Source organism: Coleofasciculus sp. H7-1 (assembly GCF_057473865.1).
In genome coordinates, this window is sequence record NZ_JBYCCT010000061.1 from 67,706 (window position 1) to 93,299 (window position 25,594).

Sequence of the window (25,594 nt, forward strand, 5' to 3'; positions counted from 1 at the left end):
GTTTTGATCGACAGTTATTCGGTGCCTCACTCTGAGGCGCTATCTAAGGTTGTGAGTAATCGGATTGAGGATGAGCAAAATGACCCCCCGTCGCATTGTGATTGGTGATGTACATGGCCACTACGACGGCCTGATGACCTTGTTGGAAGCGATCGCTCCTTCCTCAAACGACTCGGTTTATTTTTTGGGGGATTTAATCGATCGAGGGCCTCAGAGCGCTCAGGTTGTTAAATTTGTCAAGCAAAATTCCTATCATTGTTTGTTGGGCAACCACGAGCAAATGTTATTAGACGTGTTGGGCGATGGACAAATTTACGGTCCAGCGCTGCAAGGATGGCTCTACAGTGGCGGTCATGCAACCGTGAACAGTTATGGGGAAGCGGGCATTCCGACAGAGGATATAGAATGGATGCGATCGCTACCCACGTATTTAGACTTAGGCGATATCTGGTTAGTTCATGCAGGCGTCCATCCGCAAATTCCCTTCGAGAAGCAAACCGCTGAGGAATTTTGCTGGATTCGCGAAGAATTTCACAGCATTCCCCAGCCGTACTTCCCCGATAAACTGATCGTTACGGGTCACACCATCACCTTTACCCTGCCTGGAGTAGCACCAGGGAAACTCGCCCAAGGCAACGGCTGGCTTGACATCGATACGGGTGCCTATCACCAAAAAAGTGGTTGGTTGACTGGCTTGGACATCACCAACAATTTGGTTTATCAAGTCAATGTGGCGCGGCGTCGCGTTCGCAAACTGCCCCTCAAAGAAGCAGTGACGCAAGTCGATCCATCCCAGGTGAGTCGGATGCGCCGCCAGATGCTCAGACCTTAAGTCAGGGGGCGAATTTTCGCTTTATAAGCCTGCTCATCCAACCCATCGCCGACATTGGCATCTTCCGGGTCAATAGCACGTTTCAAAGCCTTAATCCTATCCGAGGTTGCCGGATGGGTACTTAAGAAAGTAGGCACAGAATTGGCCCTGAGCAGCTTTTCCATGAAAGCCACCATTCCAGAGGGAGCATAGCCTGCTCTCGTCATGGTTTGCAGCCCCTTTTGATCCGCCTCGAATTCATCTTGGCGACTGTTCGGACGCCGCAGAGCCAAATCCACGCCAATTTGAACGGCTAGGTTGCGATCCAACCCCGCTGCTGCCGCCACGCCGCGAGCTAGCGCATTTTTCCGCAGCTGCTCAATCGCATGACGACCGGCAATATGACCGATTTCGTGGCTCATAACACTCGCCAGCTGAGCTTCATTATCTGCTGCTGTGAGCAAGCCAGTGTTGACGTAGACAAAGCCTCCCATTGTCGCAAAGGCATTGAGACCCTTATCGTTAACCACTTGAAACGTATAGGGAATATCAGGGCGATCGCTCTTCGCCACCAACCGCTGACCAATCTCTTCAACGTAGCGAACGATTTGCGGATTGCGATACAGCCGAATCTCCTGAGTGACCAGCTGGTTATTAATCGACCGACCAATCTGAATTTCCTGTTTATCAGAAATATTCGATAGCTGAATCACCTGAACGCCGCGCAAAATCAAGTCAAACAACGAGATTGCTTGCCCAGACTGAGGCAAACCTACACAAATAAACAGCGCCACCACAGATGAGAGGAACGGATAGAACCAGCGGCGAGAGGAACGACGAGAAAAAAATGACAAGGGGTTCAACTTCATAGCGAAAACGAGTGATAATCAAACCGACAGTTGTGATAAGCGACCAGTCTTTGCAACTTCAACACTCCCTACCATCTCGGAGGCGAGATGCCTGCTCCACACGAGGCAACACCACATTTTATAACTCACAATTTCTGGTTCTGGTTCTTCTTCCCAGGCATCAGCCCAGAGAAAGAGAATCTATAGAATGCGATCGCATCTCCACGTAAATGTGACAACAACTTTCATCAGCCTGAATTAGCAGACGTTATTTGAGAATTCTAAGTTGCAGCTTCAACCGCAATCGAGATATTTAGCGATCGCTCAAGCCTCGGCAGATCATCGAACTGAGATCGATCCCCCGTACAATACTGATTCGGTACTGCTGAAAATTTAGCCATTCTTCATCACCAGATTCGGTGGTTGTCCTGATGAACTGGAGAGCAAGTTCACAGAAAATTTAAATAGAATCCTGTGCCCCGATAAGAAGATGCAAGCTCAAAGCCTCTCCCTAACGATCGCTCAATTAGTCGAGCAATTATTCACCACGCGCAGAATCACTCGCAATGACCAACAACGGCTGATGACAGCGCTGTTATCGAAGACGGCTCTCAGCTCCGAAGAGCAGATCCAAGTCAACCGAGTATTTGACAGCCTAAAGCAAGGCTATATCCGTGTCGTAGACTAAGTTAGGCAGTCTTTTCAGGAAGGCTTTACAACCAGCCATCTGCCAGCACTCTGTAGGCGACACTCGTGGTACTCTGACAAAAGACTGCCGGATTAAGTATCATCTACCTTGTGATTTGTAGAGTTAGAGGTTACTGAATTTCCCCAGTTTTTTAGCTAGAGCCAGGACAATTCTGCATGAAGATTTTGGATTCTCAAGGTCGCTTATTCGGCAAGGTGAGCATCTTAGATGTGGGTGCTGCCTTAGTGATTCTCTCAGTTATTGTGGGAATCTTCTTTTTTCCCGGCACCTCCGGTTCGGTTGCCCAAGTCGGCGTTACCACAAAACCCGTAGAAATGGATTTGATTGTCCGGGGTCTAAATGTGCGAGATCCCCAGGCTTTAATTGACCAGTTCCAGAAGGACAAAAAAACGAATATTATCATCCGCAATCAACCCGCCGGACAGATGGAGATTAAATCCATAAAAATCCTGCCGCGAAGCGTGACCGTCCCGCAACCGGATGGTTCTGTTAAAGCGCTCCCCGATCCTAGACCTGATTCTTTTAGCACCGATATGCTGATGACTTTCGGTACTAAAGCCCAAATCACCAAGGATGGCCCGGTTGTGGGCGGTACCAAACTCAAAATTGGCATCCCAGTAGAACTGGACGGCTCAGGTTATAACTTCAATTCCACGGTCATTGATATCCGGTTCCAAGACTAATCTGGCGGTAGAGAAACCCACTATTTTTTAAAATAATGGGTTTCTCTGGCATTTCTAGACAAGTAAGTTCTACGCAAGTAAGTCTAAAAATCGCCGGATCAAGCCGATTGTCACCGCAGGCAGTTCCAGTTGGGGCGTCAAGCCCACATCATCGAGGGGCTGAAAAACTCGGACAGCTTGCGGATTTAAAGCTGCCAGCCGCCTGCCAATTTCCGGGCCAGTAAACTCGGATTTTTCCCCCCACATTATGGCAGTAGGCACGTTTAGCTGAGTCATGTACAGGGATAGATCGAAGCATAAATCTCCCCGAACAAAAGAAAGCGCTGCATATTCTGCATTTGGTTGCTGGGCAGATTGCAGATAAGCGTCTACGATTTCCTGGTAGACGCGGCGTTGCCTTGCAAATTGACGCTGTTCTAGGAAACTACGGATGCCACCCTCAGTAGCAACGCCAGTACTATAGATCAAGCGATCTAGAATTGGCGTGCTAACCAGTTGGGCAAAGAAGCTACTGCTGTAATTTTCCCCAAAGTCAGACAAACCCGCCGGTGTGGTGAGAATCAGGGACTTAAAGAGATCGGGGCGAGCGATCGCGGCTCTAATTGTAAAAGCAGCCGTGAGAGAAGATGCCACGACTGGCACCGGCTCGTTACAAGTCTGCTCGATGAACTCAATAATTGTGTTGATGTAGTCATCTATCTGGTAATTGCGTGCGGGATGGTCAGACCTACCCCAACCAATTAGGTCGGGTGCAATAACTCGATACTCGGTTGCAAAAGCTGGATAGACTTTCGACCATTCATAGGCGGACGACCCACCACCAAAGCCATGCAGGAAAACCAACGTGGGCAGCTCCTCTGACATGGCTGCATCCGTCGAGCGCCAAGGTGCCCCCTTGGGGGTGTAGTACACCATTCTTCCCAAGGAAGTGACAATCGATTGCATCTCAAAGCCGGGTGGCTGAATCATGAATAAACCTCATTGTTATCGCCACAAGCGCTCATTGTCGCCAATTGTTGAGTGTGAGAACGTCTGACTAGTGGTTGATTCCTAGCACCTAGTTTCAATCGCCGATGCCCAGTTGAGCTGGTGACTGATACTATTTTAGATTTTTGCTTGAGATTTTGGATGATGAAACGCTTACATATACAGGACTCGCCGCACATCACCACATCTACCACCGCAATCCCCCTGGGGGATTGAACCCGAAAAAACTCTATATGTATAAGCTTTGCGTAAGTCCTGATATAGCTAGTTTCAGAAATTTTCACCGGGCAATGTCAAACCAAATGATATGGCACCGAATGCGCCCAGCCTCACTGGAGCAACGATTCCGCAATTTAAAGGAACGATAAAACAACCGTCTTGAAATTAAAGATTTTGTAAATAGTTATCCCTAAAGGCAGATGTAAATTAATGTAAAAGTATATCAGCCGGTTGATTTTATTTCCCGCTATGCTAATCCAGCCGCTGGTTTTTTTCCGCCAAATTAGAAAAAATCAGGGATAATCCAAACGGTAGGGGGTGAAACCCCTCACCGGCTTTTTGCGTACTTAAGTAAGAGGGTGTGTGCGATCGCGCTGGCAATCGGTCATCAGCCAATGTTGATGGCTGGAACATTTCTTCCAAAACTTCCCGCTCAAAAAATTTAAAAATGCGGAATTTTTTGCCTGAGGGAAGAAGCATTACTCGGAATCAGATCGTAAAAGACGCCCCATAAGTCAAGGAGGCTGAATGAACAGAGGGGGGGTTAGTAGCTTCAGATCGTCGCTCCCAAGTGATAGCTCCGTCAAGTCTGGAGATGTCCGTGTCGGAGCAATAAACGGCGATCCAGTTCTTGAAAAAGTACGTCAAGAGAATGTTATGGCAATGCAATGCAGTCTTCCGTGGGATGAAATCAGCGACTTTGACGCATCCGCAACAACAATTGAGTTCAGCGATGCGTCCACCGTTGTCGCTTCTCCTAGCATAGAGCCGCCTAGCGCTGACTCCGGCTTACCCGTAAATAAGCCAACCTGCGTTCGCCTCAACATGGAAGACTTGAAATGCTTTGACGTGGTGGAGCGTCAGTTTCAGCAATGGGGTCTCACTTTTAGAAACGCGATCGCCCTGCATCCTTCCAACCCCGCTTTCCCCCCGCGATCTGGCACCACCGTCCTCATGGGTGCCCCTAAAAACGGCTTGATAGAAATTTCGTTTCAGTATCCGGTTCGCTTTGTCAGTGGCTTTGTCACCAGTTCCCAGCGAACAATTTTATCTGCCTACGACCAGCAAAACCAGCTCCTCGCTCGCGCTGAGCTGACAGAGCCGAATCTAGCCGGGACGGATTCCAAAATTCCTCCTAACACTCAGCTGAGCGTCGCAGTACCAAATATCTATCGGATCACCTTCTACGCCTTTGATGGCTGTCTGACCATTGATGACTTGAGCTTTGGTTTATGAACGGTCATTGGTCATTGGTTCAGTAGTCATTGGTCAACTAGCTAAAACTAAGGACTAATGACTACGGACTAATGACTAAAAGTTATTAAGATAGTTAACTCGTTAGGTATAATCTATCTGACTTAAGCAGGAAACTTTCGTGGCACAGGCGTCGTCTTGGCGACAGCAACTCGTTAACCAGATCCAATTAGCTCTGTCGCAGAAACAATTAAAAATGGCAGCCCTCAAGCTGTTTCCCCGGCACCCGGTTCAGGGATCGGGCAGGTGGCTGGTAGCGGTAGCGAAGCGGTGGGCGCTAGCCATCGCCGTTGTGGTGGTGATGCTGTTCTGGAACTGGAAGCTTCTACTCGCTACCGGCACTGGTGTGTTGGTAATGTTGCTGGTTTACCTGATGCAGGAGTGGGACTGGCAAGTACACTGGTCGAGTCTGCAACGGTTTTTTAGTGGATCCAACCGGCAATTAACTCTTGCCGTTGGCAGTGGCGGCATTGCCAGCTTCAGCACTTATATGGCGGTTTCTATCTGGGTAGACTCCGACAGTCCTTGGATTGCCGCTGGTGCAATTCTTCAAGGTCTGGGCACTCTGGCAACCCTGATTCTCTTGGTCTGGCAAATTATTAGCCGTCAACTGAATCGAGATGAAGCCAACCTGAACCATTGGTTAACGGAACTAACGCAGGTAGACCCCCTGAAGCGTCTGATTGCGGTTCGGCAACTTTGTGCCTTAGTCACAGACGCTAGGTTAGAGCGGGAGCATCGGCGTAGCGTTGCTGAATACTTTCGGCTGATGCTGAATCAAGAACCGGAAGCGGCAATCCGAGATGCGGTTCTTGATGGTCTGCAAGCATTGGAGAGTAACCAGCAGTTAATTAAGGGCAGCCAACCGTTAAAGACGCCAGTTGTTTTGAAACGGTCTGCGGCTAAAGTCCGCAGGAAGAATTAAGCAGAGGGGTAGAGGAGCAGAGGAGCGATCGCCCAATCTTAATTTTTGCTTTTTAATTCTTAAACTGGGGTTCCGCTTTCTCCACAGAGGCATCGTTGACTCCCAGCGTTAGCTCTAAAGGCGTTTGGGAAGGATATGCCTTGACAACCTCTCGATAGACATCGTAATTCGTCGGCAAGGTAACACTCTGCCCGTTGTTGCGATAAGTAATCTGGTAATTCACATCTCGCAAAATCTCTGGCTGGCTTGCCTTTTCGGCAGGTTGCAGCCGCTGTTCAATTTCATCAAGCGTGGGGCGCGGCGGCAGTGCAGACCACCAGAGTTCCCGTTCGTCTGGGCCAATTACCGCGCCTTCTGGCTTCTCCCCATTGCGGTTGAGTAAGGAAGTAGAGGCAAAAGTTTCGATTCGCTCTTGATTGCGGCTGGGATTGGTCGAGTAGCCGACCTTCCAAGTTAAAGTTGTCCGGGCGGTTGCTTCATACTGGTTAGTGGTTACGGTGCTGCACCCAGAGAGAGCAAATAAGAGAGAAGCTCCCGCCAGTATGGCAAAAAATGGGCTTTGTTGTTTAAATTGACCTTTGAGACTCACCGTCTGCTGACACCAATTAGAAAAACGACATCAAAGAGCAAATGCATCTGGCTCCGCTATTTCCTATTGTGTACCGAATTCTTCAGCCTGCCTTTCCCCGTTGTCTGTGGTCGGGTACTGGAAATTCACGAGCGATCGCTCTCACGTTTGATGATGGCCCCCATCCCCACTACACTCCCGAACTATTGAAAGTGCTAGACCAATACGGCATAACCGCCAGTTTTTTTTGGCTGGGTGTTTGCGTTAACCGCTCACCAGCAACTGCCAAAGAAGTCTACCAGCGGGGTCACTGGATTGGACTGCATGGGTACGATCATCGCGCTTTTCCCAAGCTGAGTCCATCTGACCTCAAGCAAAGTATAAAACAGACGCAGCAGGCGATCCAACAAGCCTGTCAACTCGATCCACAATACATTCGTGACGTTCGACCCCCCAATGGTTTGTTTACACCCCAGACCTTAGATTTATTGCAGCAGTGGAACTATCGACCTGTCATGTGGAGCGTGGTGCCGGAAGACTGGGTGCAGCCTGGGGTTAGCGTCGTCGTACAGCGAGTTTTGCGGCAAGTCCAAAATGGTTCGGTCATTGTTTTGCATGATGGCTATTATGGAGGTCAAGATGTGGCTGAAACGACCGCCCAGCTAGTGCCTCAACTATTGCAACAAGGATATCAATTTGTTACCATCGATGCGCTGTGGCAGCAAACTCAGTTGACCTCCTTAACCTAAATGCGAAATATATTGATGTTTTCTCTGTCACATTTTGGCTCTTGTTGATTAGAATGACGGAATAGAATTCAGCCATTTGTCGCAACCCATCGCCCATAAAGCGTCAGTAGGATAGAGTTGCATTTAAGCAAAATGCGAGACAAAGCAACATTTTCTCTAGTTTTGCCTAAACGTTCATTACTGCTTAGTGCTACTCTCCCGAAACCTTTGACGCTTAACTATAGGCTATTTATAGAAAGATAGCGATCAACTGGCTGGAGGCATCACCAAATCAACCAGGGAATGTTGCTGGTAAATCCTGTACAAGCTAGTTGAAGGAGATGGGATCGGAATGGGTGTATCAATTCCACTCGGATTATCCATTTGGAAAAGCCGCCTTGACATTAACTTCATATTTGAAGGTTTAAATAAACCAAAAGCGTGCAAGTTTTGTGAGAAAGGCTACAATCGGAAAGGTTTTGAACACTACCAGCATTAACACCTATTTCAACGCGGTTATCGAACGCTGGCCTGCAAGGCGAGCGCCTTCTCCCTTTCTCTCATTTAGCCAGTCAGCAAGCGTTGAAAGCTGGTAAGGTAAACGACTGGCTAACTTGTTTTGTAGATTAACTAACACCATCTTCTGGTCTTTAACTGAAGGAGCATGAGGAATTCGGCATGACCCAGGCCAACGACGTACTCGAAATCATCACTCCGCCTGAGAGCGAGTTGGATCTCTTAATTGATGAAGACGCGGATCAAGACGACTTTGTAGACGTAACACCCGAAGAAGACGACAGTAAGCCTGGTAAGGTCAGTAGATCCCGTCGTCGGGTGCAAACGAAAAAGAAACACTACACTGAGGATTCGATTCGTCTCTATTTACAAGAAATTGGTAGGATTCGTCTCTTACGAGCCGACGAAGAAATTGAACTCGCACGCAAAATAGCGGACTTACTAGAATTAGAGCGTTTGCGCGAGCAACTGATCGAAAATCTGGAGCGGGAACCGCAGGATATAGAGTGGGCTGAGGGAGTGCTAAAATCTGAGCGAGTTTGGGAACAACTCGCTACTCAGCTGGGGCGAGAACCGCAACAAGAAGAGTGGTCTAAAGAGGTGAACAAGCGCCTGCCAGCGTTCCGACATCGCCTCTATGTAGGTCGTCGCGCTAAGGACAAAATGGTGCAGTCAAACCTGCGTTTGGTGGTTTCGATTGCCAAAAAATATATGAACCGTGGCTTATCCTTCCAAGACTTGATTCAGGAAGGCAGTCTAGGCTTGATTCGAGCCGCTGAAAAATTTGACCACGAAAAAGGTTACAAGTTCTCCACCTATGCGACGTGGTGGATTCGGCAGGCAATAACGAGAGCGATCGCGGATCAATCTCGCACCATTCGACTGCCCGTTCACCTCTACGAAACCATCTCTCGGATCAAGAAAACTACCAAGCTTCTCTCCCAAGAAATGGGTCGCAAACCCACTGAAGAAGAAATCGCTACTCGCATGGAAATGACCATCGAGAAACTGCGATTCATCGCCAAATCAGCTCAGTTACCCATTTCTCTAGAAACTCCCATCGGTAAAGAAGAAGACTCCCGCCTGGGAGACTTCATCGAAGCTGACGGTGAAACCCCCGAAGACCAAGTTTCCAAAAATCTCCTCCGCGAAGACCTAGAAAGCGTCCTCGACACCCTCAGCCCCCGCGAACGCGACGTACTGCGTCTGCGCTACGGCTTAGATGATGGACGCATGAAAACTCTTGAAGAAATCGGTCAAATCTTCAACGTCACCCGCGAACGGATTCGTCAAATTGAAGCAAAAGCTCTCCGCAAGTTGCGCCATCCCAATCGCAACAGCATCCTCAAAGAGTACATTCGCTAACGCGATCGCTTTCATCTCTATAGGGGCAGGGTTTCCCCGCCCCTACTTGCTATTAAAGCGAGATCGGGCTTCTTTTTTGACTGGTGATATCGGTAAGACTAAGTGCCCACCAAGGTAAATGTGTGAACTGGGCGCACTCGAACCAGGTGAGGGTAAATATCAGATAGGCTAATGCTACTGCCTCAATACCACGGTAAGGCGACTGGATGACACGACATAGACAAAATCCCAACAGCGTCAAGTAAGACAGCATCCCCAGAAAGCCTACGGATAAAGTTGTGTCCAGAATCAGATTGTGCGCCTTACTGGTGGATAGCGATCGCGTTTGCAACTGCCCGTCCCTGCTAAAGTAGTCGAAACTGAAGTTTCCCAAGCGCACAACTTTCGGTGTCCAATTCGGGTTCATGACATAAGGGTAGGCTGTCCCGAAACCATGCATACCCCATCCTAGTAGAGGACGTTCCCTGATTCCACGGCTTGCTAACTCCCACAGCCAAACTCGGTCTGAAGTAATTTGTTTGATTAGAGGTAAATTATTGAGTCGTCGAGTGCTAGTGGCGATACCAACCACAAGCAGACACACCAGCGCCGCAACGACTAACAGCTTGTAGTATTTTCGTCCTAACAGGTAAGCAGTTCCTACAAGCATCGCCACAATTCCCATTCTGGTTTGAGTCAGCAGCAGCGCCGCCACAATTGGAATCACAACAGCTTGCATCACTTGAAGAGATAGCCAATTCCACCGCCAACCCACAAGCGAAAGAACTCCCGTAGCTGCTAACACAAAAGCCGCATGACCGCGATGGGAGTACAAGCCAATCGGCTGTTGCTGAACGAAAATGGTACTAACCAAGACATTTTCTTGGAGCAGTTGACCCATTGTAGCGGTGTAGTCAATGCGCCAGTCAATGGCTTGAGGGAAGATACTTATAGCGACAATTACACCACCAATCAGCAAACCATTAAGTTGCGATCGCAGTAGTTCTGGGTACAGTCTTAAAAGCAGAGTATTACTCAGGGTGAAGACTGCAATTATCAGCCAATACAGCCAACCATCGCCTATCTGCTCTTGACCGAATAAAGACCGAAGCGGGAACGGACTTTGTATAGTTGAAAGTAGCCCAATTCCGAGAAACAGTTCCCACAGCAATCTGCTAATAAACCAGCTACGCGGTATTGTCACAAACCGATCTTTCCACAAGAAAAAGAGGTTTAATAGAGTGATTAGCAGGACAACGAAAACTTTTGGCTGCGTCCAGATTTCGCCTCGGCTTAATCCCCAAGGATTAATCAGAATGATGCTGAGGGAAAACAGCAGGGTATAAAGGTACTTCACAGGACGTGTCCCCTACTTGCGCTTGTTTAGTGAACTTACACTCCAAGCACTCCAAGCACCAAGAGCTAGAAAACCAATAAAAGAACTGGATTCAGGAACCGACTGAGGATTGGGGGTTTCAGACAACGGGCGCATTTTGAAACTTCCGACTCGGTTGTTGAATGCTAGTTGAATCGGAAAAGCCGTTTCCTCTGTGTCGCCAAATAATGAATCGATACCAGTAATTTTAAAGTTTGACACTCCTGAACCAAATAAAGAAACAAAGTCTACGCTTTGTCCGGGACCAAACTCACCCAGAATGGTGTCTCCTATTAAGACGGTAAAGAGATTATCGTCACCAACGGGAAAATCAAGAATCTCAGTGAATAGCGTGTCTTCCAGTGACTGGAACTCAAAACCATAACTCGTTGGCGGATCGTACCAGCGGCAGCTTGGAACATTCCGGAAGACTTGCCAGCCTTGTTCAACTGCCTTGGGAAGTATTGGATTTTGCTGTGTCCGACCCTCGTTACCAAAACCACCTCCACCGCTACCTCCAACGCTAACTGGCGGTTGGGGAGGAGAAGGATTGTCGGACACATCGACATAAAGCTCATAGTTGCCCCTGTCTTCCCCACGACCTCCTACAGCACCGACACTCAGGTTGAGGGTGCCATCACTGGCTATTATAGTACCCGTCAGTGCCGAAGCGAAGCCATCTCCTAAGAAACTACTGTCGTTGTCAGATGAGTAGAAAGAACCATCATCGCTATAGGCGCTTAAGTAGGTGTTTGGGTTGCAGCTATTTGAGGGAAGGTCGTTATTAATCCAGGCAAGAAAGTTTGCCCCTGGAGTCAGTTTATCCAGGTGGAAATTGTCTTGTTCACCAGCACCTAGGCTGTCAGAAAAACTTTTATAGAATTTTTTACTACAAGTTACGTTTCTCCAACCCCATTTGATCCCGTTGTAAATCTTGACTGTCCTTTTCTGGCTTCCCGGAACTGTGGTTTCTTCAACCAGGTAGAGGAAAGCATTCCAGGTATGATTGTTCTTGGGATCATTTCTGTACGATCTGTCTACGAAAAATCTGTATGGGATGGGTGGTATGCCGATGGATAATCTGTTTCCCGCTGTAGTATAGTATGGGGTGCTTTGCCTAGAATCAATGTCGAGGACATCTTCAATGCGACCATGTTCGTCGGGGTCGAGGCTATGGTTACTCTTCACGCGCTGAATCCATTGGACTTTATCGGTTAGGCGTGTGGGGTCGGGTATGGGGTCGGCGGTACCTAGAACTGGATAGTACCGTAAGTCAAGAAAAGCTCCAACTCCATCTATATAGGGGTCGTTTATCTCCTTCCCACACTCAATTCCAGGACCGCAGGCGTAATAAGATTGGAGATCAAAACGACCCTTTAAGTCATCCTCCGCACGCTCAAATTCCCAGCGACCCCCCCTTCTCCTAGAAAAATCATCTAGCAATCGCATAAGCTCATCCGTCCCACCTCTTTCGATACTTTCTGGACCCACCAGATACGCATCGCCCTCATAACCTTCTTCGTCGTAGTGAACAAAGGGATTGTATGAATCTGGGGGAGGGAAATTAATAGTAAACGCGACGCTAGACTGACTTGTGAGCGCTACTAGCAAGGTTGTCGCCCAGAAAGCTAAGGGATATTGTCGTGATGCCATTTTTCGTAGCTCCTTTACGCATTAGGTGACAAATAGATAACAGTCTTTGCGTGAAATCGGATATAAGTGGTAATCGTGATGACACCTCCAGTTCAGGGCTGAACCAAACGGAACTCCACAAAAGGCGTAGACACCACACCTATCCAGAGTCCTTCTATACTTCCTCCACCATAGATTTGTCTCACTGCGTCTTGGTTTCGATATGCGAACCGAACCCGATATATACCTGGATTAAGCGCGTCAAAATGCCAAACGCCACCATTTCTGGCATATCCTCCGAGTCGAAGCTTGTGATTCCACCAGGAAAGCTGGGCATCAAGAAAGAAGGTCAAATTCTCTCCAGGCATAGCTAACATAAAATCAGATTCTTGAGGTATTTTGATTCCATTTACGCCATAGCACCGATGTATTGCTTGCCCATCCGGCGCCAAGAGTTCTGGGAGCAAGTAAAAGAATATGAAGCGATAGGGATTTGGCGAAAAGTTGGTAACGCGAATCCCAAACTGTACGCGAGTTTTGACACCATTCCTATTCGGGATGGTCAACACCTGTTCCGATACCAGAGTTTTAAAGCGTATGCCATTCGCTTCAACGCCATCGTCCAAAGATTCTCCAGATGTCATGTTGTCTATCCTCTCAATTTTTATATCTTCCGTCGCAGTTAAGAAGCTCACCTCCATGAAAACATAAGGGCGCGATGTCACGAGCCAAATTTGCTATAAAACTTGCTTAAGAAATAGAACTTTATACCAGTCATTGACTTTGGTAAACCCTGGAATCTACTAAATTTATAAGCGGTAATTTGTGAACTAGGTGTAAACTTGAGGCGTATTTTTTCACAGTACAGAGTCACGAAATACTCAAGTTGTTTCACTCCCAGCATCTCATTTTATTACTGTTCTCATTCTATGTATATGCTTAGGTAGCCAGTTCCCAGAAGGAGTTGATTTACAGAGAAAATTTTTAGCTTTATGTTAGAGAATAAATGTGATTTAATGAATTGTTTTAATGAGCAAATGTCTATTTTATATATTTATGTTAAAAGCTTATGGCAAAGTTTTGAATCTGTTTGTTTTGAATTTGGTTAAGGCGCGATCGCCATTAATTTACGGTTTTATTACTAACAACAAATCTGCTAACATTAAAAAGCATAGTTTGCTATTAAAAAAGCTGAATTATGTTAAATAAACAACCAGCAATCTATCAAGATCAACTAATTTTTCAAAGCGTTGCTTCTGCGGCTTACATAGTCTTTACTGTGTCAAATAAATTTTAATTACTGTCAAATTAATAAATATTTCTAATATTTAACAACCTTGCAATCTTTTCTGCCTTTAAGCAGATTAAATTTGGCTTTGGTGCGACAATATAAGGCACCAAAGCTGGATTCCCCATACTGCCGGAGAATGATATGTTGCTAAACGCCTCACAACAGCTAAGCCGCCTAGACGATTACTACCACCAGATCAAGGCTGTCATTCTCAACCGTCAGAATCCGATTACGGGTCTGTTGCCCGCCAGTACCGCAATTAACGCCCACGGCGACTACACCGATGCCTGGGTACGCGACAACGTTTATAGCATTCTCGCCGTTTGGGGACTGGCACTGGCTTACCGCAAAGTCGATGAAGACAAGGGGCGCACCTACGAGCTAGAACAAAGCGTCGTCAAGCTAATGCGGGGGCTGTTGTTCTGTATGATGCGGCAAAGCCACAAAGTCGAGCGATTCAAGCAAAGCCAATCCCTCCTAGACTGCTTGCACGCCAAGTACAACACCAGCAGCGGTGATGTCGTAGTCGGCGATGACGCTTGGGGACACTTGCAATTAGATGCCACCTCGCTGTTTCTGCTGATGCTGGCTCAGATGACGGCATCGGGGTTGCACATCATCTACGCCATTGACGAAGTGAACTTTGTCCAAAATCTGGTGTATTACATTGGCAGAACTTACCGAACCCCCGATTATGGGATTTGGGAGCGGGGAAATAAGATAAATCGGGGGAATCCAGAGCTAAATGCCAGTTCGGTCGGGATGGCAAAAGCCGCTTTGGAAGCAATTAGCGGACTAGATTTATTCGGAGTGCGCGGTTCTCAGGCTTCTGTAATTCATGTGCTGCCGGATGAAATTGCTCGCGCCCGCATGACCCTGAAATCCCTGCTGCCAAGGGAATCCAGCTCCAAAGAAGTGGATGCGGCTAGCTTGAGCGTGATTAGTTTCCCAGCCTTTGCGGTGGAAAATATGGAGCTGATGGAACGCACCCGACAGAAAATCGTTGACAAGCTAGAGGGACGCTACGGCTGCAAACGCTTTTTGCGAGATGGACACCAAACTGTTTTGGAAGATACCAGCCGCTTGCACTACGAACCTTGGGAATTGCAACAATTTGAGCATATTGAGTGCGAATGGCCTTTATTTTTCACCTACCTGGTGCTGGATGGTTTGTTTCGGGGAGACACCGAACAAGTTAAGGACTACCAAGAGTGTCTGGAGTTTCTGCTGATTGAGCAGGACGGTTTGCGGCTGCTACCGGAGCTTTATTATGTCCCGGCGGAAACGATTGAGGCGGAGAGGCTGAACCCCCATACCCAGCAGCGCCTACCTAATGAAAACATCCCCCTGGTGTGGGCGCAAAGCTTGTACCTGCTAGGACAAATGCTGAGTGAAAAGTTAATCGCGGTGGGGGATATTGACCCCCTGGGACGGCACCTCAGTGTAGGTCGGGAAGGAAACCCGATGGTACAAATTGCGCTGCTGGCAGAAGATGAAAAGTTGCAAGCTGAATTAGCAGTCCACGGCATTGCAACGCAGACGCCGCAACAACTGGAGCCGATTCAGGTGCGTCAAGCAACAGAACTGTCAGCAATTTATACCCAAATTGGACGGAACGATAAGCTGGGACTCACTGGCAGACCCGTGCGCCGGTTGCGGACTTTAACGACATCAAGGATTTTTCGCATCCGGAGCGAGACGATTGTCTTCTTACCGTCATTTTTGGATCAACAGCAGTTTTACCTGACGCTTGACTACCATTTCTTAGTCGCTGAAATTCAGAGCGAACTTGCTTATATTCAGCGCAATTGGTTTGAGCTAGGGCGTCCTACCATGACGTTGTTGCTGACCCAGGCGATGCTGGAAACCGGCTCAGAGGCGCTTCTGGAACTGATGCAGGAGCTAAAAGATGGTTTATGCAATGGGGTCCGGGTGAAATTGGGGCGGCTAAATCAGCTGATGCTGACATCTGGGACCGAACGAATTGATTTTCTACACGACTTTGAGTTTACCCAGTCGCCGGTTCAAGATGCCGCGACACGACGGTACTATCTGACCAGCCATCCCGATAAAAATAGGCCGCTGGGTAATACTCAAGAATTTATGCTGGAGTGCGAAACCAACTTGGGATTATTACTCTCCAGTCTGCGGGAGTCGGAAAACATTTACGAGCAAATTGAGTTGTTGCATACCTTGGTGCGGTTGCAGGGATTGGATTTTGATACCGGCTTTGGAGGACCAGGTCAACGGGTGACGGTAGCCCAATTGCTGGATGAAGTTTACACCAAGGCAGGCACCAGCGGAGCTTCCCCCCATTGGACTGTAGTGCGTCATGCCGCTGGGTTACTGAATAAGGTTGATATTGGCTTATCGGATGCAGTGACGGATATCCTAGTGCGGGGCAAGCAGATTACGGTGGGCAAGGCGTATACTGAGGCGTCGCTGATGACGCGCCCGATGTCTTATACAGAAATTATGGACAAGATCCGCGAGTTCTGCGGGGAGGATATACGCGATCGCGTCTTAGCTCAAGAAATCCTAATTTATCTCGGTCTGCTGATCAAGGGGGAACCTCAGCTATTTGACGGTTTGCTGACGCTGCGGGTAGGATATTTGATCCTGCTGTTGACTAGCGAATTGGCGCACGAATTGCGACTGACTCAGGATGAAGCTTATGAACACTTGATGCAGTTAAGCCCGTTTGAAGTGAGAATGCGGCTGCGCCAAGTATTAGCTGGGTATGAGGGGATGAATCAAGTGTTGCGCCAGCAAGAATCCTTACACGTTAAACAGCAGGAACAGGAGATTGAGTGGGTGGTTCCGGTGGAACCAGATGAGACAGAGGCACCCACTGCTGGGGGTTGGTTGCGACAGCGACAACTGGATGGGGCACTCAATCGAGTACCGAAAGACTTTTATCCCAGCGTCTGGAGACTGCTGAAACACTGCAAAGGTTTGGTAATTGGGGATAAGCTAGAGCGGCGCAATCGTTTGGATAGCCATTTAATTTTGTCAGAAATGACGCCAGGGGAAAAGAATTTTGCCCTGCGAATCGAGCATTTGCTCAATAAGATCCAGGCACCGGAATACCGAAAGGTAAATATCGAGGCGTTGATGGAATTGGCAGCGATCGCTCAAGCGAATCCAGAGTTACAAGTAGAAGAATATATTGTCCTAGATGTGCTAATTGGTCATGCCGTGCGGTTGGCTTGGCTGGAAAAATTTCCAGAACGAGCAGACCGCTATGACGAGTATAAAGCCGCCGCATGGCGTGCCTTTTACGGCACTTCCCCCAGAGATTGTGCAAGTTCCATTATCAAGGCATTCCGCTTCTTGACTCAATTTGGGCAACCCAGTGCTGCTTAAAGATTATAGAGAAGATTTTTAAGGCAAAGGTACGCCAAGGGAACCGCAGAGGTACGCAAAGAAATTAACACAACTTTGCGTACCGAGAGCGTTTAACTCTGCGTTAAAAAATTAGAGATTATAATTGAGTTGATTTATGTTTCAAGCCACTCGTCGGCGTCTGGCTATTTGGTACACGGCTGTCACAGCGGTACTGCTGCTGATATTTGCCACTGGGGTTTATTTGTATGTCCGCAACACGCTGATTGAGCGCGTAGATGATACGCTTAATCATGTAGTGGAAGTGGTGCAGCGATCGCTCGTTATTGAAACCGCCCCGAATGGCAATTCATCCGTCAACGTCGAAGCAAGTTTTCGCAATAATGCCGAAGCCGCTGAAGACGACCACATCGACCTGGAGTGGTTTAGCGCCACAGGTGAATTACTCTGGTCTACCCTCTTTGAACCCCTAGATATTCCCATTCATCTCAACCGCACTGGTGAAACCGTGCCAGTGGTTCGGGCTTCGTGGCAAGGGATATTAGACTCGGAATTTTGGTCTCCTACAAGGGAGGCAACGAAGGACTCCAAGCTGCTTTTGCGACAGGTGACACAACGAGTGCAAATAGGGCGTCAAGTACTGGGATATCTGCGCGTCAGCCATCCCTGGTTTGAGGTTGCCAAACCGACTCGCTTGTTAATGGTCGATTTGATTTTTGGCACCGGGTTAATGTTAATTTCTGTGGCGGCTAGCGGCTGGTGGCTTTCTGGGTTGGCGATGGAACCTGTGCGAGAGTCTTACCAACGTCTTAAACAATTCACCGCTGACGCCTCCCACGAACTCCGGAACCCGATTGCCATGATTCAAACGAATGTGCAGGTGGCGCTGGACGATCCCGACCTGGTAGAGGCAGCAGGGGAGGCACCCATCCATTACCGACAACAGCTGAAGGTTGTAGAACGGTTAACTAGGCGTTTAGGGCGTTTGGTGGACGATCTGCTATTTCTGGCGCGGCAGGATAGTGGCATGAAACAACGCACTTGGGTTCAAGTTCACCTCGATGCCTTGTTGATGGAGGTGATTGAAGAACAACAGCTAGTAGCTACTGAGAAAGGCATCAAGCTATCTCTCGATTTTGGATTGCCGATTTTAGATTTGGGATTGATTGAGGAAGAAATCCCATCCCAAATCCCAAATCCCAAATTTGAAGAGGATGCCTTTGCTGTTGAGGGAGACTGGGATCATCTGGCGCGTCTATTCACAAATCTGGTCAGTAATGCCCTGCAATACACCCCAGCGGGGGGTAAAGTTGATGTGGAATTGCAATGGGTCGATGCAATGAATCGCCCCACGAAACGCCACGGGATGCCCCAGCTGCAAGTCAGAGTCAGCGATACTGGCATCGGCATTCCAGAGTCGGCACTGCCCCACATTTTCGACCGATTCTATCGGGTCGATCCCGCCAGAACTCATATCGCGGGAAATGCTACGGCAACGGGATCGGGATTAGGGTTAGCGATCGCGCGGGCAATTGTTGAGACTCACCAAGGTCACATCCAGATTGAAAGCATTCTCCATCAAGGTACAACGGTTACGGTCACTTTACCGGCAGCCACAAAAGAATATTAGGAAGGATGAATCCATTCATCTTTCATCCCTCTTCCATCATCCTTCCAAAGACTCTACTTTAGAAATGCTTCCCCTGGCAGATGCAGGGATCAAGCTTGACCTACTAATTTCTTGAATAGCGGCTAAGGCGATTTAGCCAAATTTCCACCCAAAAATGGTTTTTGAAACTCAAAGAGAGTTTCAATCGCTCTAATCATTTATCCGAGCGCAATCTGGCGGAAAGTTTAAGGGAAAAGCCGCGTTTACTAAATCCGACATTCAAAATATAAGGAGATTCTGATGACAATACCCTTAAGAGAAGATGTTGCCTACATCTTACTCAAAAAAATCCACGAAGGTGACAGCGAGCCGGGTAAGCATGAAGTAGCCTTCACGGCGGCAGACTTCGCTGGTAGACAAGTCACAGAAACCGACCTGCTGGGGCACCTAGATTATTTAAATCAAAAGCAGTATATCGATGCTGAATTTACTGGCAATGCTTACGGCAATCAGGAAGATACCTCGGATGTCGTTAATCCGAAAGAGTTCGACTTCCGCATTGCCAATTCCTACGATCCCTCTGATGGTTTAGCACCTCATCTGATCAAATTTAAAAGTGCAAGACTGACGGAAAAAGGGCAACGCCTGTTGGAAAAAATGGAGGAAAACCTGCCAGCAGCCCTTCAAGAAGGTCCCGTGGTTCCCATTGCCACAAAGGATATGCCCTTCCTAGAGAAAGTGATGTTCAGGGGCGAACTGGAAGATATCTTTGATGCTAGAGATATCAGTGAGGTGGTGTTCCGTACCATGCGGGACATGATGACGAATGAAGCCGCCGATCGGGTTACTTCTGAACTGCATGAACCAGTGGAACCTACAAAAGATAAGGCGCTGCAAAACGAAATTGCCGACTTGTGGAAGGATACCAATCCAATTGTCCAATTCCTCAGCCGAATTCGTCCTCCCCTAGTGATTAAGTCCGATACTTTTCTATTCCGGATTCGGCAAGAAGCTGGTTTGCCGCAAGGGGTAGAACCAGAAATGGCAATTAAGGCTGTGTTCGCGGCGACAAAAGATGAATTGTCCGAGGAACGGGTTCAGGAAATTGCTGGCTTCTTACCCGACAAAATTAGAGAATTCTGGGAGAAAGCCTAGCTTTTTGAGAAAGGCAAAAATAAAAAGAGCAAATTCTTTACTTTTGCCTTTTGCCGACTAAAACTTAATCTTTTTTTGCTGCCCGACGAGTACCAAACTGCTAAAGTCGGGCAGTTGAAACACTTTTTAAATAAACTGAATTAAAGGAGAAATCAATCATGATTCAAAAACATCAGTCAATCAAAAAAACACTGGCGTTAGCAGGAGCGATTTGTGGAAGTCTGCTCTTTGGCTTACCAGCACTGGCTCAGATGAACTCGGCTCCAGGCGAGATCGAGCAACCATCCGATACTCGCGATCGCCTGATGCAACCACCCGCAAGTGGCGATCGCCTGATGCAGAATAACTCCAATCCCAGCAATGTCAACCAATTGCCGAATAACGCTCAGCGCGTTTCGCCACTAAACCCCTGTCCTAGCATTTTCTACGAATCTAGATATATTCAAGCGGGCATTCGTCCCCCTGCGGGTTGTCCAGCTGCCTCGCCAATGCAGTCAGAGACTGAGATGACACCCCCAGCGCCGCCAAGACCGGGCGCTGATATGGCACCGCCGACACAACCCTGTGCTGTGATTAAACCACCAGCACCGGAACAGCTACAATCTCCCGCTTCCAGGGTGATGCCCATGAACGGGATGGTGAATGTCAAACTGATCAACCAAACCGGCGATCCCATCACTTATCAGGTGCTGGGCGATACCAATCAGCGGAGGCTACCTGGTCGAGATAATATTACGCTACAAGGCTTGAAAACCCCTGTAAATCTGACCTTCCAACGTCCGAATGGCGCACTGCTGAGAGTCGTTCCTCAAACATCAGGCGAACAGGGAATGTTAGAGGTGGTTTTGGAGGAAACAACGGATCTCGGTGTTGACAAAAATGCCATGACCATTCAGGAAAACGGTAATGTCTTGCTGAACTAACCTTTGAGTTGTAAATTTTTTTAGGAACCGTGAAGACGCAAAGAGCGCGAAGGAAGAGTAAGAAGAGAGATCCAAGATTTTATGAATGAATGAGGATTGCTATTTCCTGACCAGGATCGTAGGGAGGTAGAGCTTTGCCTCCCTACGCTGGTATAACGCTTTATCTAATCCGAATTTGAGCCAAATTGTTGAGCAAAAGGGCTTCTTCCTGCTCATCCCCAAGGGTACGCGCCAAAGCGATCGCTCGTTGGTAAAAAGTCCGCGCCGATACTGGGTTGCCGCTCACCTGATAAAGTTGAGCGAATAACCTGAGCGATTCCAGTTCTTGCCGCAAGTTTTGCGATTCTTGAGCCAAGGTTAAGCGGCGATCGAGCAGTTCAAAAGCCTCCTGATACTGCCTAAGCCTGCTGTAGATGACCAGCAGACCATCAATCGCTCGGTATTGAGTTGAGCGATCGCGCGTTTGCCGTCCCAATCTCAGTGCCGCACGGTATGAAGTCTGGGCATCCCGATATTGATTGATTGCCCGATAAGCATCTCCCAAATTATTCACTGTATTCGCCTCGCCCAGAGGATCTTTCCCTCGCCGCCGAAAAATCAAGGCTTCTTCGTAACGTTTAATCGCTTGGAAATAATCGCCGCTATTCGCCGCCGCCAATCCCAGATTACTCAGCGACAGTCCTTCCCCAGCTTGGCTGTTGATGCTTTGGGCAATTTTCAGTGCCTCAGAAAAGCTGGCTGAAGCCGCCTGCACGGCACCTCGTTGCAGCAGAATGGTGCCGACGTTATTTAAGCCATAAATCTGCCCCTGGAAGTCTGGTTCGTCGCGGGCAACCGCCAACCGGCGTCGCAGGGCATCTTCCGCCTCAAAGTAGCGTCCCAACCGGGCGTAAGTAAGACCTAGATAATCGTAGGTAATACCGATTGCCTGCCTATCGCCCAGTTGTTGATAAATATCCAGTGCTTGTATCCAGTAGGGAATTGCTTTCGCCAGGTTTCCTTTCTGTTCCTCCTGTGCGCCCAATCGCAGCAGTCGGTCGGCATCTTCCCTCGCATATCCTTGGGTGCCATTGTTCAAGGGGATACTGAGTTGTTGGTCAATACTAACGGCTTTGGCACCACTCGGCAAGTAAAAACTAAACAGTAAAAAGATCAAAGAAACAGAAAAAAGTCTCAATTTATTAGCACTGTTCTTTTGTGCCCGATTTTTGCCTAATTTGGCGAATGCTGCGAAAAACAAGACTCGCTCCTCATAACTCATAGCTAATCGCTCCACTTGCCTCTTGCTTCTCGCCTTTGCTCTGTTGCTTAGCTCCTACCAGATAAATTGTGCGAATATCCTCTGGTAAAGAAGCTTCTAACAGTTGATACCCTTCCTGGAGCTTGACTTGAACCTGTGTCGGAGAAATTGTTTCTCCCTCTGCCTGGAGATAAGCCGCAATCCGCGTATGACTCCAGTTGAAGGTCTGCGCCATCAGCACCATCAATCGCAACATCGGCGGGAATCGCTCCAGCGCTTGTTCAACATAACACCACAGGGGCGGGGAAGCCGCTTGTAGGTTGTAATGAATTGACTCCACGGGTGGCAATTCTGCCTGGTTGATACATACAGCCGTAATGTTGATCAGCCAGTTCTGGAAAGTTAGCATCCCAGTCCCGCTAACATCGCGCAAATCCAGTCCGCCTAGCTCGAAGTAGATGTGCCGCCAGGTGAGGGCGAAGAGGTAGTCTGCTTGTACAGGCGATCGCGCCAAATGCTGAATCAGGGTATAAACTATCGGACTATAGCGACTGAAAAGCGCTACGAAGAAGCGCCCCTGCTCCGGATGGCGCTGAAACAAAGTCAGTAATTCCTGATCGCTGTAATGAAACAGCGATTTGACAATCGGATGATTGCTTTCAGGGAAATGAGGAATTTGCACGATTTTGAATCACTTACTGGAGTCATTCTATCCAGGAACGATCCCTAATATATCTAGTGTTTTCACGAATGGAAATGATGCTTGTATTTTTAGTCGGTGACAAGAGTGCCAATCGCACTTTATTTCTTCAGCTGCTTTGAGCGCTTCGCGGCGATAGATTGAGTAGCGATCGCATCCTTCTGATTATCTTTCTCATGTCGTGAAGGCGAGACTCCCGACAACTCTTACGAAGTCAGGAGTCTGAACCACTGGCTCACCACTCAAATAGAATTGCTATAACCACCATCGCTTGTCTCAGTATCGAGCGAGATAACTTGCAGCGCCAGTTTTATTTAACTTCGGCAGACTTGCGGAGTATTTTAGAGACTCGTTTAAGCTTGATAGAATTAAATAGCACTCTTGACTGGGTTACAGTCAAAGTGTTATGTGCAACCGTAAGTTTAGTTTTCAATAGAGTTCTTCAAGCCTTGTAGGTTCATGGTTCTAGCAGCAATTGATACAATTTCTTTTCTGCCTCAGCTCGTTCATTTAGGTGCTTTTTTCCCGGAATTACCTCTAGATGGTCTCTTGTCCACTCAAGGCATCATGGTGATGCTGTTGGCAGCCTACGCCGGTGCCATGTGGATGTTCCTCACCAGCGCCCCAAAAGTCCATACCGTCATGGTGTCCGATTTAGACACGGCGCGACAGTTCTATGAAGGCTTGCTAGATTTGCCAGTTGCAGAAGTGCCTCTGCACTACTACTACAACTATGAGCAAACATTGGGAGCTACCGCCATCGATCCGCTTTATCTCTCACCCACGTTGGGAGGAAGCACCGCTACCCAAAAGTTGAATGGTTCGGAAGGTTTATGGTATCAGCTCAAGAAGAACACCCAACTGCACGTCATTTCTGGAGCCAGTTTGGGGAATAAAAACCAGCAACGTCACGTTTGTTTTGACCACGATTGTTTAGAGATGGTGCTGATGCGGGTGCAAATGCGAGGCGTCAAGCACAAAATTCGCCGCGACAAACCATTGAATTTTTTGGTAAAAGATTTGGAAGGTCGCGTGATTGAAATGGCGGAAGTGTCGAATTAGCTATATTGACCTCTCCCTAACCCTCCCCTAAGAGAAGAGGGTTAGGGAGAGGTGGAAAGGGGCAGGGTTAGGTTTATTCTGGGGTGGCGTCGGATTTGTCGGGTTTGAGGAGGGGGAACGCGATCGCATCCCGAATGCTGGCACAATCAGTTAGCAGCATCACTAAGCGGTCAATCCCAATCCCTAAACCACCCGTCGGCGGCATTCCATACTCCAGCGCCGTCAGGAAATCTTCATCAACGCCTTGCGCTTCTAAATCTCCAGCCGCCTTCCGCGCCGCTTGCGCTTCCAGTCTTTGCCGCTGCTCGATAGGATCGGTTAATTCTGAGAAACTATTCGCCGTCTCCCGTCCGACAATAAATAGCTCAAATCGCTCTACCAATCCCGGTTTCGAGCGGTGCGGCTTAGCCAGGGGCGAAATTTCCACCGGATAATCCAGCACAAACGTCGGCTGAATCAGATTCGGTTCGCATTTTTGCTCAAAGGCTTCGTTAAGAATTTTGCCAATCGATTCGCATTCTTGAGCGCCTCCGATACCTGCCTGACTCGCTGCTGCTTTCGCCGCTTCCAGCGTTGGGACGGTAAAATCTAAGCCAGTTTGCTCCTTGACTAAGTCGTGCATGGTAACGCGACGCCAAGGCGGTGTTAAGTCAATCGTCTCGCCTTGATAAGTAATTTCCAGCGTCCCCAGCACCTCTTGCGCCACAGTGGTAATAATTCCCTCCGTCAGCGCCATCATATCCTGATAGTCGGCGTAGGCTTGATAAACCTCAATCGTGGTGAATTCCGGATTGTGGCGAGTGGAAATCCCCTCATTCCGGAAAATTCGCCCCAATTCAAACACCTTCTCAAATCCACCCACAATCAGCCGCTTCAGATGGAGTTCTGTGGCAATCCGCAGATACAACTCCATATCCAGCGTGTTGTGATAGGTGATGAAGGGACGAGCATCGGCACCGCCAGCTTCTCCTTGTAACACTGGCGTTTCAATTTCAATAAAGCCCAGTTTATCCAAATAGCGGCGAATTCCGGCGGTAATGAGAGCGCGGCGGCGGAAGGTTTCCCGCACTTCCGGATTGACAATCAAATCCACATAACGCTGACGGTAGCGCTTGGCGACATCCGTCAATCCATGCCATTTATCCGGTAAAGGTAGCAGCGACTTGGTGAGAATTGCGTACTGCTTGACGTAAACCGATAGCTCACCCTTTTCCGTGCGTTTAATTGTCCCCTTGGCTCCCAGGATATCCCCAGCATCCGTTAGATCCTTTAGGTGTTTAAAGGCATCCGGGACATCCGCCATCCCTTCATCGATTCTTTTCTTCTCTAGATACAGCTGAATCGAGCCAGTTTCGTCCTGCAAGGTAAAGAAGGCGAGTTTGCCGAAGACGCGACGCGCCATAATGCGTCCAGCAATGGCGACTTCTACCTCAACTTCTTCACCGCTCGGCAAATCTGCGTATTTTTCCTGCAATTGAGCCGCATGGTGGCTGGATTCCCACTGGTAAGCGTAGGGATTCATTCCCAGTTGCTTTAGCTGTTCGACTTTCTCTAACCGCGTGGCGCGGATATCATCTGAGGACATGGTAAGGAACTTTTAGGGGCAATCTTTGATTTTAGATGCTCTATTGCAAGTATGTTAACTATTGTGTCTTGTTTTTGTGGTGGCG

General features: G+C 48.3%; 22 protein-coding genes. 12 read left to right on the forward strand and 10 right to left on the reverse strand.

What is annotated here, in order from left to right:
- The first annotated feature begins 70 nt into the window (after positions 1 to 70).
- On the forward strand, positions 71 to 832 hold the full coding sequence (locus tag AC2VDX_RS15390) for a metallophosphoesterase family protein (RefSeq protein ID WP_378183236.1): 762 nt from the start codon (positions 71 to 73) through the stop codon (positions 830 to 832).
- On the opposite strand, the gene AC2VDX_RS15395 is transcribed toward AC2VDX_RS15390, so the two are convergent.
- Positions 829 to 1,680: a M48 family metallopeptidase gene (locus AC2VDX_RS15395; RefSeq protein ID WP_378183239.1), complete on the reverse strand. Its 852-nt coding sequence runs from the start codon at positions 1,678 to 1,680 to the stop codon at positions 829 to 831. The genes AC2VDX_RS15390 and AC2VDX_RS15395 overlap by 4 nt on opposite strands.
- Before the next feature lie 469 nt (positions 1,681 to 2,149).
- Here AC2VDX_RS15395 and AC2VDX_RS15400 point away from each other — a divergent pair, with 469 nt between their 5' ends.
- Together AC2VDX_RS15400 and AC2VDX_RS15405 are read left to right on the forward strand one after the other, a co-directional pair.
- The gene (locus AC2VDX_RS15400) at positions 2,150 to 2,347 is read left to right on the forward strand and encodes a hypothetical protein (RefSeq protein ID WP_378183242.1); all 198 of its coding nucleotides are present in this window, start codon (positions 2,150 to 2,152) and stop codon (positions 2,345 to 2,347) included.
- A gap of 176 nt (positions 2,348 to 2,523) precedes the next feature.
- Positions 2,524 to 3,051 carry a DUF4330 domain-containing protein gene (locus AC2VDX_RS15405; RefSeq protein ID WP_378183245.1) on the forward strand — a complete coding sequence of 176 codons (528 nt, stop codon included), beginning with the start codon at positions 2,524 to 2,526 and terminating at the stop codon, positions 3,049 to 3,051.
- 69 nt (positions 3,052 to 3,120) lie between these two features.
- Here the strand turns inward: AC2VDX_RS15405 and AC2VDX_RS15410 are convergent, their stop codons facing one another.
- Positions 3,121 to 4,020, reverse strand: coding sequence for an alpha/beta fold hydrolase (locus AC2VDX_RS15410; RefSeq protein ID WP_378183248.1), 900 nt, complete (start codon positions 4,018 to 4,020; stop codon positions 3,121 to 3,123).
- Between the two features lie 489 nt (positions 4,021 to 4,509).
- Positions 4,510 to 4,737 (reverse strand): hypothetical protein, encoded by a 228-nt coding sequence (locus AC2VDX_RS15415; protein ID WP_378183251.1) that lies wholly within the window; start codon positions 4,735 to 4,737, stop codon positions 4,510 to 4,512.
- A 177-nt stretch (positions 4,738 to 4,914) separates the two neighbouring features.
- On the opposite strand from AC2VDX_RS15415, the gene AC2VDX_RS15420 reads away from it, so the two are divergent.
- Together AC2VDX_RS15420 and AC2VDX_RS15425 are read left to right on the forward strand one after the other, a co-directional pair.
- Positions 4,915 to 5,493, forward strand: coding sequence for a hypothetical protein (locus AC2VDX_RS15420; protein WP_378183254.1), 579 nt, complete (start codon positions 4,915 to 4,917; stop codon positions 5,491 to 5,493).
- 139 nt (positions 5,494 to 5,632) lie between these two features.
- Complete coding sequence (locus tag AC2VDX_RS15425) at positions 5,633 to 6,436, forward strand: hypothetical protein (protein ID WP_378183257.1); 804 nt, start codon at positions 5,633 to 5,635, stop codon at positions 6,434 to 6,436.
- A gap of 52 nt (positions 6,437 to 6,488) precedes the next feature.
- On the opposite strand, the gene AC2VDX_RS15430 is transcribed toward AC2VDX_RS15425, so the two are convergent.
- Entirely contained in the window at positions 6,489 to 7,025 is a 537-nt protein-coding gene (locus tag AC2VDX_RS15430; protein WP_378183260.1) for a hypothetical protein, read from the reverse strand.
- Between the two features lie 41 nt (positions 7,026 to 7,066).
- On the opposite strand from AC2VDX_RS15430, the gene AC2VDX_RS15435 reads away from it, so the two are divergent.
- Both AC2VDX_RS15435 and rpoD read left to right on the forward strand, forming a co-directional pair.
- The gene (locus tag AC2VDX_RS15435; RefSeq protein WP_378183263.1) at positions 7,067 to 7,753 is read left to right on the forward strand and encodes a polysaccharide deacetylase family protein; all 687 of its coding nucleotides are present in this window, start codon (positions 7,067 to 7,069) and stop codon (positions 7,751 to 7,753) included.
- Positions 7,754 to 8,410: 657 nt separating this feature from the next.
- On the forward strand, positions 8,411 to 9,613 hold the full coding sequence (gene rpoD, locus AC2VDX_RS15440; RefSeq protein WP_378183266.1) for an RNA polymerase sigma factor RpoD: 1,203 nt from the start codon (positions 8,411 to 8,413) through the stop codon (positions 9,611 to 9,613).
- Between the two features lie 52 nt (positions 9,614 to 9,665).
- Here the strand turns inward: rpoD and AC2VDX_RS15445 are convergent, their stop codons facing one another.
- From AC2VDX_RS15445 to AC2VDX_RS15455, 3 genes are all read right to left on the reverse strand, one after another.
- Positions 9,666 to 10,949 carry an O-antigen ligase family protein gene (locus AC2VDX_RS15445; RefSeq protein WP_378183269.1) on the reverse strand — a complete coding sequence of 428 codons (1,284 nt, stop codon included), beginning with the start codon at positions 10,947 to 10,949 and terminating at the stop codon, positions 9,666 to 9,668.
- A gap of 12 nt (positions 10,950 to 10,961) precedes the next feature.
- Positions 10,962 to 12,620: a hypothetical protein gene (locus tag AC2VDX_RS15450; protein ID WP_378183272.1), complete on the reverse strand. Its 1,659-nt coding sequence runs from the start codon at positions 12,618 to 12,620 to the stop codon at positions 10,962 to 10,964.
- A gap of 92 nt (positions 12,621 to 12,712) precedes the next feature.
- Complete coding sequence (locus tag AC2VDX_RS15455) at positions 12,713 to 13,324, reverse strand: hypothetical protein (protein WP_378183274.1); 612 nt, start codon at positions 13,322 to 13,324, stop codon at positions 12,713 to 12,715.
- A 707-nt stretch (positions 13,325 to 14,031) separates the two neighbouring features.
- Between AC2VDX_RS15455 and AC2VDX_RS15460 the strand changes: the two genes are divergently transcribed.
- From AC2VDX_RS15460 to AC2VDX_RS15475, 4 genes are all read left to right on the forward strand, one after another.
- Complete coding sequence (locus AC2VDX_RS15460; RefSeq protein WP_378183277.1) at positions 14,032 to 17,256, forward strand: glycoside hydrolase family 15 protein; 3,225 nt, start codon at positions 14,032 to 14,034, stop codon at positions 17,254 to 17,256.
- 136 nt (positions 17,257 to 17,392) lie between these two features.
- Positions 17,393 to 18,865: a sensor histidine kinase gene (locus AC2VDX_RS15465; protein WP_378183280.1), complete on the forward strand. Its 1,473-nt coding sequence runs from the start codon at positions 17,393 to 17,395 to the stop codon at positions 18,863 to 18,865.
- Positions 18,866 to 19,144: 279 nt separating this feature from the next.
- Complete coding sequence (locus AC2VDX_RS15470) at positions 19,145 to 19,999, forward strand: DUF2267 domain-containing protein (protein ID WP_378183283.1); 855 nt, start codon at positions 19,145 to 19,147, stop codon at positions 19,997 to 19,999.
- Positions 20,000 to 20,157: 158 nt separating this feature from the next.
- On the forward strand, positions 20,158 to 20,922 hold the full coding sequence (locus AC2VDX_RS15475; protein ID WP_378183286.1) for a hypothetical protein: 765 nt from the start codon (positions 20,158 to 20,160) through the stop codon (positions 20,920 to 20,922).
- Positions 20,923 to 21,082: 160 nt separating this feature from the next.
- Here AC2VDX_RS15475 and AC2VDX_RS15480 read toward each other — a convergent pair whose 3' ends face one another.
- The gene (locus tag AC2VDX_RS15480) at positions 21,083 to 22,183 is read right to left on the reverse strand and encodes a tetratricopeptide repeat protein (protein ID WP_378183289.1); all 1,101 of its coding nucleotides are present in this window, start codon (positions 22,181 to 22,183) and stop codon (positions 21,083 to 21,085) included.
- Positions 22,173 to 22,844 (reverse strand): RNA polymerase sigma factor, encoded by a 672-nt coding sequence (locus tag AC2VDX_RS15485; RefSeq protein WP_378183292.1) that lies wholly within the window; start codon positions 22,842 to 22,844, stop codon positions 22,173 to 22,175. The genes AC2VDX_RS15480 and AC2VDX_RS15485 overlap by 11 nt, the downstream gene beginning before the upstream one ends.
- Before the next feature lie 477 nt (positions 22,845 to 23,321).
- Here AC2VDX_RS15485 and AC2VDX_RS15490 point away from each other — a divergent pair, with 477 nt between their 5' ends.
- Positions 23,322 to 23,924 carry a glyoxalase-like domain protein gene (locus AC2VDX_RS15490; protein ID WP_378183295.1) on the forward strand — a complete coding sequence of 201 codons (603 nt, stop codon included), beginning with the start codon at positions 23,322 to 23,324 and terminating at the stop codon, positions 23,922 to 23,924.
- 73 nt (positions 23,925 to 23,997) lie between these two features.
- On the opposite strand, the gene lysS is transcribed toward AC2VDX_RS15490, so the two are convergent.
- Complete coding sequence (gene lysS / locus AC2VDX_RS15495; protein ID WP_378183298.1) at positions 23,998 to 25,509, reverse strand: lysine--tRNA ligase; 1,512 nt, start codon at positions 25,507 to 25,509, stop codon at positions 23,998 to 24,000.
- Between the last annotated feature and the right edge of the window lie 85 nt (positions 25,510 to 25,594).